Annotated in this window: 12 protein-coding genes; 9 read left to right on the top strand and 3 right to left on the bottom strand. The window is 76.8% G+C overall.

Annotated elements, in window-relative coordinates:
- Positions 1-100 precede the first annotated feature (100 nt).
- From CLV92_RS03340 to CLV92_RS03320, 5 genes are all read left to right on the top strand, one after another.
- Positions 101-574 carry a hypothetical protein gene (locus CLV92_RS03340; RefSeq protein ID WP_104431396.1) on the top strand — a complete coding sequence of 158 codons (474 nt, stop codon included), beginning with the start codon at positions 101-103 and terminating at the stop codon, positions 572-574.
- A 129-nt stretch (positions 575-703) separates the two neighbouring features.
- The gene (locus tag CLV92_RS03335) at positions 704-976 is read left to right on the top strand and encodes a YciI family protein (protein ID WP_211290829.1); all 273 of its coding nucleotides are present in this window, start codon (positions 704-706) and stop codon (positions 974-976) included.
- Positions 977-1,134: 158 nt separating this feature from the next.
- Entirely contained in the window at positions 1,135-1,659 is a 525-nt protein-coding gene (locus tag CLV92_RS03330; protein ID WP_104431394.1) for a hypothetical protein, read from the top strand.
- Between the two features lie 86 nt (positions 1,660-1,745).
- A complete protein-coding gene (locus CLV92_RS03325; protein ID WP_104431393.1) occupies positions 1,746-2,285 on the top strand; it encodes a type II secretion system protein in 540 nt (179 codons plus the stop codon).
- A 137-nt stretch (positions 2,286-2,422) separates the two neighbouring features.
- Positions 2,423-5,275 carry an FAD-binding and (Fe-S)-binding domain-containing protein gene (locus CLV92_RS03320; RefSeq protein WP_104431640.1) on the top strand — a complete coding sequence of 951 codons (2,853 nt, stop codon included), beginning with the start codon at positions 2,423-2,425 and terminating at the stop codon, positions 5,273-5,275.
- 175 nt (positions 5,276-5,450) lie between these two features.
- Here CLV92_RS03320 and CLV92_RS03315 read toward each other — a convergent pair whose 3' ends face one another.
- On the bottom strand, positions 5,451-6,443 hold the full coding sequence (locus CLV92_RS03315) for a TIGR03557 family F420-dependent LLM class oxidoreductase (RefSeq protein WP_104431639.1): 993 nt from the start codon (positions 6,441-6,443) through the stop codon (positions 5,451-5,453).
- Between the two features lie 10 nt (positions 6,444-6,453).
- A complete protein-coding gene (locus CLV92_RS03310; protein ID WP_104431392.1) occupies positions 6,454-7,038 on the bottom strand; it encodes a type 1 glutamine amidotransferase domain-containing protein in 585 nt (194 codons plus the stop codon).
- A 165-nt stretch (positions 7,039-7,203) separates the two neighbouring features.
- Between CLV92_RS03310 and fbaA the strand changes: the two genes are divergently transcribed.
- Positions 7,204-8,223, top strand: a complete 1,020-nt coding sequence (fbaA, locus tag CLV92_RS03305; RefSeq protein ID WP_104431391.1) for a class II fructose-bisphosphate aldolase — start codon at positions 7,204-7,206, stop codon at positions 8,221-8,223.
- A 196-nt stretch (positions 8,224-8,419) separates the two neighbouring features.
- Here fbaA and CLV92_RS03300 read toward each other — a convergent pair whose 3' ends face one another.
- A complete protein-coding gene (locus CLV92_RS03300; RefSeq protein ID WP_104431390.1) occupies positions 8,420-8,836 on the bottom strand; it encodes an STAS domain-containing protein in 417 nt (138 codons plus the stop codon).
- Between the two features lie 181 nt (positions 8,837-9,017).
- Here CLV92_RS03300 and CLV92_RS03295 point away from each other — a divergent pair, with 181 nt between their 5' ends.
- Genes CLV92_RS03295 through CLV92_RS03285 form a run of 3 tightly spaced genes read left to right on the top strand, consistent with a single transcriptional unit; the run spans position 9,018 to position 12,795 of the window.
- Entirely contained in the window at positions 9,018-11,261 is a 2,244-nt protein-coding gene (locus CLV92_RS03295) for a SpoIIE family protein phosphatase (protein ID WP_158257113.1), read from the top strand.
- 56 nt (positions 11,262-11,317) lie between these two features.
- Complete coding sequence (locus CLV92_RS03290; protein ID WP_104431388.1) at positions 11,318-11,740, top strand: DUF3151 domain-containing protein; 423 nt, start codon at positions 11,318-11,320, stop codon at positions 11,738-11,740.
- Between the two features lie 5 nt (positions 11,741-11,745).
- Entirely contained in the window at positions 11,746-12,795 is a 1,050-nt protein-coding gene (locus CLV92_RS03285; RefSeq protein WP_104431638.1) for an NAD(P)/FAD-dependent oxidoreductase, read from the top strand.
- Positions 12,796-13,004: the final 209 nt, after the last annotated feature.

Genomic DNA, 13,004 nt, shown 5'->3' with positions numbered 1-13,004 from the left:
TCCACCCCGCGCACAGGAGGGGCCGTCCCGCACCCGGGGCGGCCCCTCCGCGCGCGTGCGGGCCCGTGGCGCCGGCGCGCGGCGGGCCTACAGTCCTGCCATGCCCGAGGCAGCCCCGCCCGCAGGTGCAGCGCCCGACGACGCCGAGGACTGGCGCCGCCGCCGGAGCGAGGACGCCGAGGCCCGCGCCGCCGTGCACGAGCGGGCGCGGGCCGAGGAGCACCGCCGGGCCCGCGACCTCCTCGCCGGTTTCGTCGCCGAGCTGCACCGCCGCGGGATCCCGCCCGTCGCGCTGCGCGCCGGGGCCGACGGCCCCCGCCACCGCACCGGCCTGCAGGGCTGGTACCTCAAGCGCAACGGCTCCCTCGGGGTGAGCACCGAGGGGGACTACTACGTCCTCGCGGTGGTGCCCAGCCTGCGCGAGCGCCTGACCGGGATCCGGCTGCAGCCCGGCGACCCTCCGCTGCAGGTCGGCCGCGGCGCCCGCGACGGGGAGTCCGTCGCGCTCGCCGAGCTCCTGCGGCAGCGGCTGGCGGAACTGGGCGGGGAGTCCCCGGAGCACCCCGGGCACTGAGCCGCGGCCGGGGCCCGGCACGTCCCACCGGTGGGCCGGGCACCGCGGGGCGGGGTGGGGCCGGCGGACGCGGTGGTCGATGCTGGGGGCCGCAGATCCCCAGCCCGAACTCCGGAGGACGCCGTGCCCGTGTTCGTCGCCACCTACTCCTACACCGAGGACACCGCCGCCCGCGACGCCGTGCGCGCGGAGCACCGGGAGTACCTCGCCGGCCTCGGCGAGCGGCTGGTCCTGTCCGGGCCGACGGACGCGAACGGGGCCGTGCTGGTGTTCGACGTGCCCGCGGCGGCCGACGTGGAGCGCATCCTCGACGCCGACCCGTTCACCCGCGCGGGCCTGGTCGCCGCCCGCACGGTGGTGGGCTGGACGCCCGTGCTGGGGCGGCTGCTCCCCTCCCTGTGAGCCCGGCCCGCCGCGCGGATCGTCACCCCCGGTGACGATCCGCGGGGTGGGCGGCCGAACGGGTGCCGCCGTCCGGCTGGACGGGTGACGGAGCGCATCGGGCCGCGGGCGCGCTGCCAGGCTCCCCGGGTTCCCGAGCCCGCCCGGAGGAAGTCCCCGTGATCCGCCAGCAGCGCCCCTCCCCGGACGAGGGCCTCTCCCTCGTCGACCTGACGGTCGCCGCGGCCGTCCTGGGGGTCCTCGCCGCCGCCGCGGTCCCCGTCCACGCGGCGGTGGTGCGGCAAGCGCAGGCCACCGCCGCGGCGAGCGACGCCCGCCACGCCGCGCTGCTCAGCCGGATCGCCGCCCTGGAGACCGGCTCGTTCCGCGACGCGGACCTCACCGACGAGGCGGCGATCGCCGCGCTCCCGGGCGAGCTGGCCGCCTTCCGGCGCAGTCCCCGCGTCCGCACCCGCGTCTGGGGGATCCCCGAGGCAGCCGCGGGCACGGCGCCCGCCGGCTCCTGCGCCCTCGCCCACCACGACCAGGCGGGCCTCTTCGCGATGCACGACAGCTCGCACGGCGCCGTCGCGGCGGGCTTCACCGCGACCGACGTGCCCCGGCTCGTCGCCTCCCTGCCCGCCTCCGCGCCCTGCAGGCGGCTGTCCGGCCGCTGGCACGCAGCGGTCACCGGCACCGGCTGAGCGGGGCGGACGGGTGACATGCGCTGCAGGTGCGCGGCCCGACCGCCGAGGAACCAGGGACGACCCCCACCATCCCGAGGAGAGCAGTGGACGTCTCGCACCGCCGAGGCGGTGACGACGAGGGCTTCACCCTCGTCGAGCTCCTCGTCGTGATGATCATCATCGCCGTCCTCGCCGCCATCGCCGTGCCCCTGTACCTGAACCAGCGCCAGGCGGCGTGGGCCACCGCGGTCTCCAGCGACGCCCGCGAGGCCGCGACCGTGATCGTCACCCACTCCGACGACAGCGGGCACTTCACCGACGCCGTCTTCCGCGACGACGCCGCCATCGCGGCCCTGCCGAACCCCCTCAACGAGTTCAAGCGCAACCGCGACGTCGGCACCGCGGTCCGGGGCATCGCCCAGAACGCCGGCGGCCCCGGCCCGGCGGGGTTCTGCATCGTCTCGTACCACGACCGGGCGCAGGTCTGGGCGATGTACGACAGCGTCACCGGACCCGTCAGCCGCAGCTTCACCGACGCCACGACCGCCGCCGTCGCCGCCGGGCTGGCGGCCGCGCCCACCTCCGCGTGCGGGCGCATGACGGCCGACTGGGCGACGCTGAAGAGCGACTCCCGGGGCTACTGACCCGCACGGCCACGACCGCCCGCCCGGCTTGCGACACTGGGGGAGTGACGACCCACCCCTCCACCACCCCTCCCAGCGCCCCCGGCCCCGTGGAGGTCCCCGTCGCCCCCCGCGCCGCCGCACCCGCCCGCGCCGGGCTGGGGCCCACCGCTGGAGCGGGGCGCGAGCTGGAGGACCTGCGCCGCCGGCTCGCCGCGGCCCTGGGCCCCGGCGGCCAGGACCAGGTGGACGTCTCCTCCCGCCGGCGCGCGGAGTACACCACCGACGCCTCCAACTACCGCGTCGTGCCCCGCGCCGTCGTCTTCCCGCGCTCCGCGGACGACGTCGAGGCCGCCTTCGCCGCCTGCCGCGACCTCGGCGTGCCGCTGACCAGCCGCGGCGCCGGGACCTCCGTGGCCGGCAACTCCATCGGCCCCGGCGTGGTCCTGGACTTCTCCCGCCACCTCGGGCGGGTCCTCGACCTCGACCCCGCCACCCGCACCGCCGTCGTCGAGCCCGGCGTCATCCTCGACACCCTCCAGCGCCACGCCCGCCCGCACGGGCTGCGCTTCGGCCCGGACCCCTCCACCCACGCCCGCTGCACCCTCGGCGGCATGATCGGCAACGACGCCTGCGGGCCGCACGCCCTCGCCTCCGGCCGCACCAGCCACAACGTCGTGGGCCTGGAGGTGATCGACGGCCACGGCCGGCGCTTCTCCACCGACGCGCCCCCCGCCGAACTCGTCACCGCCCTGGAGGGGATCGCCGCGCAGCACCTGGCGACGATCCGCACGAAGTTCGGCACCTTCGGCCGGCAGGTGTCCGGCTACGCGCTGGAGCACCTGCTCCCCGAGCACGGCGGCCCCCGCGGCACCCGGCTCGCGCGGCTGCTCACCGGCTCCGAGGGAACCCTCGCGACGATGCTGCAGGCCACGGTGCGGCTCGTGCGGGAGGCCCCCGCCACCACCTTCGTCGTCCTCGGCTACGCGACCATGGCCGACGCCGCCGACCACGTCCCCGCCCTGCTGTCCCACTCCCCGCAGGCCGTGGAGGGCATCGACCGCCGCCTCGCCGACATCGTGGTGCGCCGCGGCGGCTCCGTCGACGGCCTGCCCCGCGGCGACGGCTGGCTGTTCGTGGAGATGGGCGGCGAGACCCCCGAGGAGTCCCTCGCCGCGGCCCGCGCGATGGTCGCCGGCTCCGGGGCGCTCGACTCCGTCGTCATCCCCAGCGCCGCCGACGCCCGCAAGCTGTGGCGCATCCGCGAGGACGGGGCGGGGCTCGCCGGCCGCTCCCCGGACGGGCAGCCCGCCTGGCCCGGCTGGGAGGACGCCGCCGTGCCCCCGGAGCGCCTCGGCGCCTACCTGCGCGAGTTCGACGCCCTCATGGCGTCCCACTCCGTCGACGGCCTCGCCTACGGCCACTTCGGCGACGGCTGCATCCACGTCCGCATCGACTTCCCCCTCTACGAGGACGGCGGCGCGGCCCGCACCCGGGCGTTCCTGGAGGACGCCGCCCGGCTCGTCGCCTCCCACGGCGGGTCGCTGTCCGGCGAGCACGGCGACGGCCGGGCCAGGGGCGCGCTGCTGCCGCTGATGTACGACGCCGACGCCATCGCCGCGTTCGAGCAGGTCAAGGACGCCTTCGACCCCGCCGACCTGCTCAACCCCGGCGTGCTGGTGCGGCCCAACCCGCTGGAGGCCGACCTGCGGGTGCCCGCCGCCCGCACCGCCGTCAGCATCGGCAAGCGGCCCCTGCAGTTCGCCTACTCCAAGGACGAGGGCGACCTGACGCGGGCTGTGCACCGCTGCGTCGGCGTCGGCAAGTGCCGCGCGGACTCCGGCGGCGTCATGTGCCCCAGCTACCTCGCCACCCGCGACGAGAAGGACTCCACCCGCGGCCGCGCCCGCCTGCTGCAGGAGATGGCGAACGGGACCCTCGTGCAGGACGGGTGGCGCTCGCCGGAGGTGCGCGACGCCCTCGACCTGTGCCTGTCCTGCAAGGGCTGCTCCGTCGACTGCCCCGCCGGGGTGGACATGGCGACCTACAAGGCGGAGTTCCTCGACAAGCACTACGCGGGACGGCTGCGGCCGCTGTCGCACTACTCCCTCGGCTGGCTGCCGCGCTGGTCGAAGCTCGTCGCGCTGGCCCCGAAGGTCGTCAACGGGCTGCTGGCGCTGCCCCCGGTGGCGCGGCTGGCGAAGCTCGGCGCGGGCGTGGACCGGCGCCGGCCGCTGCCGAGGTTCGCGGAGCAGACGTTCCGGGCCTGGTTCGAGGCCCGCCCGCCGCGCATGGACGGCGAGCCCGTGCTGCTGTGGGTGGACACCTTCACCGACCACTTCACCCCCGACGTCGGCAAGGCCGCGGTGAAGGTGCTGGAGCACCTCGGCTTCGCCGTCCGCATCGCCGAGAAGCGCGTCTGCTGCGGTCTGACGTGGGTGTCGACCGGGCAGCTCGACGGCGCGAAGAAGCAGTTGCGCGCCAGCCTCGACGCCCTCGGCGACGACCTCGACGTGCCCGTCGTGGGCCTGGAGCCGAGCTGCACGGCGCTGCTGCGGGAGGACGCCGCGGAACTGCTGCCCGGCGACGCCCGCGCGCGGGCCCTGCACTCGCGGGTGCGGACCGTCGCGGAACTCATCGCGGAGCGCCGCCCCGACTGGCAGCCGCCGGCCCTCGGCACGTCCGCGGTGGTGCAGCCGCACTGCCACCAGCACGCCGTCATGGGGTTCAGCCCCGACCGGGCGCTGCTCGCCAAGGCCGGGGTGGAGGCGGAGGTGCTGTCCGGCTGCTGCGGTCTCGCGGGCAACTTCGGCGCGGAGGCCGGGCACTTCGACGTCTCGGAGCAGGTCGCGGAGCACCAGCTGCTGCCGGCGCTGCGCCGCAACCCGGAGGCGCCGTTCGTGGCGGACGGGTTCTCCTGCCGCACCCAGGCGGAGCACCTCGGCGGACGCACCGGGACCCGCTACGGCAGGCACCTCGTGGAGCTGCTGGCGGACGCCCTGCCGGACTGACCGGGGCGGGTGCTGACCGGGGCGGGGACGTTCCGCACGCGACACGCGGGCGTGTCGTGGCCGAACGTCCCCGCCTCAGCGGGCCGGCACCGGGGCGGGGACGTTCCGCACGCGACGCGCGGGCGTGTCGTGGCCGAACGTCCCCGCCCGGCCCCGCGAGCTCCCGCCGCGGGGATCAGGAGGGGGAGGGGTCCGAGGACTCCGCGGCCTCCCGCAGCGCCGGGAGGAGCCGCTCCTGCGCGGCCCGCAGGAACGGCTCCTGGTGCTCGCCGCCGATCTGCACCAGCGCCAGGTCCGTGAACCCCGCGTCGAAGAACGCCCGCGCCGCCTCCACGACCGCGTCGACGTCGTCGCCGCAGGGGATCTGCTCCGCCACGTCCTCCGGCCGCACGAACTGCGACGCCCCCGAGAACCCGGCCGTCGTCGGCAGGTCGGCGTTCACCTTCCAGCCGCCCGCGAACCAGCGGAACTGCTCGTGGGCGCGCTGCACGGCCGCGTCGCGGTCGGCGTCCCAGCACACCGGCAGCTGGCCCACCTTGCGCGAGGGGCCCATGCCGCGGGCCTCGTCCCACATCCGCCCCAGGGACGGGTCCGGCTCCACCGCGACCATGAAGTCGCCGTAGGGGGCGAAGCGGGGCGCCGACTGCTCCCCGGAGACGGCGATGCCGATGGGCACCCGCCGCGAGGGCAGGTCCCACAGCCGCGAGGAGTCCACCCGGAAGTGCTCCCCGGCGTAGGTGACGAGGTCGCCGTCGAAGAGCGCGGAGATGATCTCCAGGGCCTCCTCGAGCATGTCCTGCCGCTCGTCCACGCCCGGCCAGCCCAGGCCCACGGTGTGCTCGTTGAGGTTCTCCCCGGACCCGAGGCCGAGGCTGAAGCGCCCCTCGGACAGGATCGCCGTGGTCGCCGCCTTCTGCGCCACCACGGCGGGGTGGTAGCGCATCGTCGGGCACGTCACGTACGTCATGAGCTCCACGCGGGACGTCACCTGCGTCGCCGCGCCCAGCACCGTCCAGACGTAGGGGGCGTGGCCCTGCGACGTCAGCCACGGCGAGTAGTGGTCGGAGAAGACGACCAGGTCGAAGCCGGCCTCCTCCGCCGCCGCGGCGTCACGCACCAGCGCGCGCGGGTCGGACTGCTCGCTCATGCAGGTGTAGCCGATCCTCACGTCCGCCACGTCAGGACACCCCCGCCCGCTGCTCGGCGGAGGCCGCCACGTGCTGCACGAGCGCGGCGCAGAACGCGTCGAGGTCGCCGGGGTTGCGGCTGGTGATGAGGGGCCCGGGGCCGCTGGTGTCCACCACGACCTCCTCGTCCACCCACTCCGCGCCCGCGTTGCGCAGGTCGGTGGCCAGGCTCGGCCAGGACGTCATCCGCCGACCCCGCACCGCGTCTGCCTCCACCAGCGTCCAGGGCGCGTGGCAGATGGCGGCGACCGGGCGGACGGAGGCGGTGAACTGCTTCACGAACGCGACGGCGTAGGAGTCCGTCCGCAGGGCGTCGGGGTTGGCGACGCCGCCGGGGAGCACGAGGGCGTCGTACTCGCTCACGGAGGCGTCGGAGACGCGGAGGTCCACCTCGAAGGTGTCCGCCTTGTCGAGGTGGTTGAAGGCCTGCACCTCACCGGTGTCGGTGGAGAGCAGCACCGGCTGTCCGCCGGCCTCCCGGACCGCCTCCCAGGGGGCCGTCAGCTCCACCTGCTCGATGCCCTCGGGGGCGACGAGGAACGCGACCTTCCTGCCGTTCAGCTGCTGATCGCTCATGGCCCCCCACGCTGGCACGGGCGGGGCGCGGCGGCATCCGGACGCCGTGCTGCCCGGGGGCGGCGGGCGCGCGGAGCGGAATCCTTGCGCGCACCTGCTGTCGGGTCGTGCGCCGCTCGTGCCAGGATCGACCCGCCGTTAGCCGCCGTCAGCAGGAGCTGTGACATGCCCATCGCCACCCCGGACGCCTACGCCGAGATGATCGACCGCGCGAAGGCGGGTGCCTTCGCCTACCCGGCGATCAACGTCTCCTCCTCCCAGACCCTCAACGCCGCCATCCGCGGCTTCGCCGAGGCGGAGAGCGACGGCATCGTCCAGATCTCCACCGGCGGCGCGGAGTACGTCTCCGGCCCCACCGTGAAGGACATGGTCCTGGGCTCGCAGGCCCTCGCCGAGTTCGCGCACCACGTCGCGAAGGGCTACGGCGTCACCATCGCCCTGCACACCGACCACTGCCCGAAGGACAAGCTCGACACCTTCGTGCGCCCGCTGCTGGCCATCTCGCAGGAGCGCGTGGCGGCCGGGCGCGACCCGCTGTTCCAGTCCCACATGTGGGACGGCTCCGCGGTGCCGCTGGAGGAGAACCTGCGCATCGCCGAGGAGCTGCTCGCCGAGTCCGCCAAGGCCAAGACGATCCTGGAGATCGAGGTCGGCGTCGTCGGCGGCGAGGAGGACGGCGTCGCCCACGAGATCAACGACAAGCTCTACACCACCGTCGAGGACGGCCTCGCCACCGTGCGCGCCCTCGGCTCCGGGGAGAAGGGCCGCTACCTGACGGCGCTGACCTTCGGCAACGTCCACGGCGTCTACAAGCCGGGCAACGTCAAGCTGCGCCCCGAGATCCTCAAGCAGATCCAGGAGGAGATCGGCCGCGAGGTCGGCAAGGAGAAGCCCTTCGACCTGGTCTTCCACGGCGGCTCCGGCTCGCTGCTGGAGGAGATCCAGGCCGCCGTCGACTACGGCGTGGTGAAGATGAACATCGACACCGACACCCAGTACGCCTTCACCCGTCCCGTCGCGGACCACATGCTCCGCAACTACGACGGCGTCCTGAAGATCGACGGCGAGGTCGGCAACAAGAAGCAGTACGACCCCCGCTCGTGGGGCAAGTCGGCCGAGGCCGGCATGGCCGCCCGCATCGTCGAGGCGTGCCAGCACCTGCGCAGCGCCGGGACCAAGATGTGACGAGGCCGACCGGCGCGACGGGCTGAGCCCGGCGGTCCACGGCCAGGAGGGGCGGGTGCGCTGCGCACCCGCCCCTCCTGCCGTGTCGCGGCTCCGGCTGCGCCCTGAGGTGTCGCGGCCCCCGTCGCGCCCCCGAGGGACGCCCGGCCGGCGCGCGGCCCGCAGAGCGGCTCCTGTGCCCCGTTGCGGGGGTGCCTCAGGCGGGCTCGGGCCCCGGATCGCCGTGCTGGGCCAGGGACGGCTCCTCGTCGACCACGTCGAGCAGCTGCACGATGTTCGTGGTCTCGATGAGGAAGCGCACCACCGCCGGCGGCCGGATCAGCGTCACGCGCCGCCCGCGGGAGCGGGAGGCCAGCCGCGCCAGGAACGCCAGGCCCGTGGAGTCCATGAACGTGACGTGGTGGGCGTCCACCTGCACCGGGCGGCCGGAGGACAGCGCGTCCTCGGCGGCCTCCAGCAGGTCCGGGCCGAGCTCCGCGTCGATCTCGCCGGTGAGGACCACGCGGGTCGCGCGGGGCTCGTACAGCACGTGGACTGACCCCGGGTCGACGGCGCGGATGTCCGGCTGGCGGTCCGCGCTGCTCTCGCCCGGCGGCGTCGTGTCCCTCGCCATGTCCCCTCCGACCCCCCTCGCGACGGCGGGCGCCGAGCTCGAAGCACTCCCGCCCGGCCCGCGCACGAACGCGCGAGCCGCAGCCGCACGGTAGAACATGGGAGCCAGTCCTGGGAAAGCGGCCGCCCCCGCGGCCGTGCGCGCCGCTCCCCGGACCCCACCGACGAGGAGTGACCGACGCATGGCCGAGCGCAGCGACGCGCCCGTCGAGGGCGTGTCCTCCGGCGTCGCCTCCGCCCTCCGCCGGCTCAGCGAGCTGGCGGTGGAGGCCGCCGACCTCGCCGTCGTCGTCACCGACCCGCACCAGCCCGACAACCCGCTCGTGTGGGCCAACGAGGCCTTCACCCGCACCACCGGCTACGCCGCCGCCGACGTCCTGGGCCGCAACTGCCGGTTCCTGCAGGGCCCCGGCACGGACCCCGCCGCCGTGGAGGCGCTGCGCCGCGCCGTGGAGCGCAGCGAGGCGGCGGTGGTGACGCTGCTCAACCACCGCGCGGACGGGACGCCGTTCTGGAACCAGGTCTCGCTGGCGCCCGTGCGCGACGAGCGCGGAGAGCTGGTGAGCTTCGTGGCGGCGCTCAGCGACGTGACCGAGCGCGTCCGCACCGAGGGGGAGCTGGAACGGGCCTACGGCGCGGAGCGGCAGTCCCGCGCGCGCCTGTCGCTGCTGCTGGAGCTGAGCGACGCCGTGGCCCAGCTCGACGCCCCCGAGGCGCTGCGCACCGCCGCGGGGCTGCTCACCCGCGACGTCGTGGACTGGGCGCTCGCGCTGCGGGTGGAGCCGGACGTCGAGGTCGGCGCGGTCAGCGGGACGCTCGCCGCGGCCGCCGAGCAGCTGCACGGGGCGCGGCTGCCCGCCGCCGCCCGGGAGCGCTGGAGCGCCGACCCCCTCGCCGGGCTCCTCACCGTCCCCCGCGAGCGGGAGGGGGCCCCGGCCGCCGTCGCCCCCGTGGAGGTCGACCTCGCGGACGTGCCCGCGGAGGCCGAGCAGCCGCTGGCGCACTGGCTCGGGGCGCTGCTGGCGCCCCACGCGGGCGGGCGCGCGGTCGTGGTGCCCGTGGCGGGTGGCGGCGAGGTGTTCGGGCTGCTCGTGGTCGGCGCCCACCGCGGCCGGCGCCGCTCCGACGGCCCCGCCGGGCCGCCCGGGCCCCCGGGACCACCCGGGGCCGTGGAGCGGCGCTCCGCCCCGGTGCTGGCCCCGGACGACGCCGCGCTCGTGGCCGAGGCCGCCCGCCGCACCGGCCTGGCGCTGGGCAGCCAGCGCCTGCACGCCCGCGAGCAGGCGCTGGCGGAGACCCTGCAGCGCAGCCTGCTGCCCGAGGTGGCCCGCGTCGAGGACCTCGACGTGTGGGCGCACTACGAGCCCAACCGCGAGCACGCGCAGCTCGGGGGGGACTGGTACGACGTGCTGCAGCTCGCCGACGGCGTCGCGGGTGTGGTCATCGGCGACGTCGTCGGGCACGACGTGGAGGCCGCCGCGGCCATGGGGCAGCTGCGCTCGGTGCTGCGCGCCTACGCCCACGACCTGCACGACCCCGGCAGCGTCCTGCAGCGGGTGGACTCCCTGGCCGCCGCGATGCGCATCCCCCGCATGGCCAGCGCCGTCTACGCGACCCTGTCCCGCCTCGACGACGGGGAGTGGGAGCTGGCCTGGTCCAGCGCGGGGCACCTGCCGCCGCTGCTGCGCCGCCCCGCCGACCCCGGCGGCAGGGCCCGCGTGGAGGTGCTCAGCGAGGCCACCGGCACGCTCGTGGGCCTGGGGGACCGCCCCCGCCCCACGCGGGAGCGCTCCCTGTCGCCGGGTGACGTGCTCGTCTTCTACACCGACGGCCTCATCGAGCAGCGCCGCCGCCCGATGCGGGACGGCTTCGGCGACCTGGTGGCGGCCCTGGAGGCCGCCACGGCCGAGGACGCCGCCGGCATCGGACGGGAGCTGCTCGCCGCGCTGGGGGACGCCCCGGAGGACGACACCGCCCTGGTGGTGGTGCGCGTCCCGTCCGTGCCCGCCGCGGTGGAGCAGCCGGAGCTGCCGCGGCGTCGGCGCTGGCGGCTGCCCGGGGAGGCCTCCTCGATCGGGAAGGCGCGCCACGCCACGCTGCGCGCCTGCGCGGTGTGGGGGCTGCACTGCGGCCCGCAGGCGGAGATCGCCGTCTCCGAGCTCGTGGCGAACGCCGTCCTGCACGGCGGTGGGGAGGTGGACCTGCGGCTGTTCGAGACGGACGCGGGGCTGCGCATCGAGGTCGAGGACGCCAACCCGGTGGGGCCGCAGGTGGTGGAGCCCCGGCCCGACGGGGGCGGCGGCCACGGCATGCGGCTCGTCGCCCGGCTGGGGGAGTGGGGCTGGGCGCCGACGCGGCGCGGCAAGCTCGTGTGGGTGGAGCTACGGTCGTCCCCGCCGGGGGAACCCGGCGCCCCGACCTCCTGACCCGCCCCTCCCGACCCGCTCCCTTCCGACCCGCCCCCTTCCGAGAGGACACGACGGTGGCCCACCCGCCGCACGGCAACCTCCTGCCGACCCCGCCCACGCACCTGCCCGCCGACCCGGCCGTGACCGACGCGCTGGCCGCGGGCACCGACCCCGAGGAGGTCGCGGCCGCGCACCCGGCGGCGTCGCTGGCCTGGGCGCTGCTGGCCGAGCGCGCCCTCGCCGACGGGGAGACGATCACCGCCTACGCCTTCGCCCGCACCGGCTACCACCGCGGCCTCGACGCGCTGCGCCGCTCGGGCTGGCGGGGGGCGGGCCCGGTGCCGTGGTCGCACGAGCCGAACCGCGGGTTCCTGCGGGCGCTCGCCGTCCTCGGCCACGCGGCCGGCGCGATCCGCGAGGAGGAGGAGGCGGCGCGCTGTCGCACCTTCCTCGCCGACTGCGACCCCGAGGCCGCGCGGGTCCTCGGCCTGGCGTAGCCGTGGTGGGTGCCGCCGCCGCGGCCGCCGCGGCCGCCCCGGTCGCGGTGGTCGGCGCGGGGATCTCCGGGGCGGCCTGCGCGCGCGTCCTGCACGACGCCGGGGTGCCCGTGCGCGTGCTCGACCGGGCCCGGGTGCCCGGCGGGCGGATGGCGTCGCGGCGGCTGCCCGTCCCCGGTGGGGAGGGCGTGCGGCCGGTCGACACCGGCGCGGCGTACTTCACGGTCTCCGACCCGGCGTTCGCGGCGGTCGTGGACGCCTGGCGCGCCCGCGGCCTGGCGCGGGAGTGGACACAGCGCCTGCACGTGGTCTCCGGGGCCGCGGCGGACGGGGCGCGGCTGGACCCCGGCAGCACCTCCACCGGTCCGGTGCGCTGGGCCGCACCGGCGGGCCTGCGGTCCCTGGTCGCGGACCTGGTCGCGGGGCTGGACGTGGTCCAGCAGCACGAGGTGGAGGCGGTGGTGGCCGGGCCCGGCGCGCCGCGCGTGGAGGGCGCCGGTCGAGCGGGCAGCGCCGCCGCGGTGGTCCTGGCGATGCCGGACCCGCAGGCGGCGGACCTGCTGCCCGTGGACGTGGCCGCCCGCCTCGGCGTGCTGGGCGGATGGGAGTGGCAGCCCGCCGTCGCGGTGTGCGCCGGGTGGCGGCAGCGCTGGTGGCCGGAGCTGGACGGCGCCTTCGTCAACGACTCCCCGCTCCTGTCCTTCGTCGCCGACGACGGCCGGCGCCGCGGCGACGGCGCCGCGGTGCTCGTCGCCCACGCCGCGCCCGGCCTGGCGGCGGGGCACCTGGAGGACCCCGAGGCCGTGGTCGAGCCGGTGCTGGCGGAGCTGGGGCTGCTGCTGGCCGGGTGCGCCGCCCCGCCCCCGGAGTGGACGTACGCGCACCGCTGGTCCCTGGCCAGGTCGCCGAAGCAGCACGGGCGGCCCTTCGGCTACGACGCGGCGAGCCGGGTGGGGGTCTGCGGTGACGCGTGGGGCCCGGCGTCGAAGGTGGAGGGGGCGTTCCTGTCCGGCCGGGCGCTGGGCCTGCACCTGCTCGAGCGCCTGGCGGGCTGACGGGCTGACGGCGCGGGCGGTCGGCTGCGCCGGGAGGGTGCCCCCGTCCACAGCGGGGCGGGGTGAGGGCCACGCAGCGGGTACGCTCTGCGGCGGTCCGTCGCGGCCGTCCTGTCGAGGAGCTGTCCGTGCCGCAGGAGCACGGCCCTGCCGCAGGCGGGTGGCGGCCGTCGCGCGGAGACGCCCAGCGCGAGCAGCAGCCGGAGAGG

Origin of the sequence: Kineococcus xinjiangensis (assembly GCF_002934625.1) — a bacterium.
Lineage (GTDB): Bacteria > Actinomycetota > Actinomycetes > Actinomycetales > Kineococcaceae > Kineococcus_A > Kineococcus_A xinjiangensis.
This window is presented reverse-complemented; position numbering and strand designations above follow the sequence as displayed.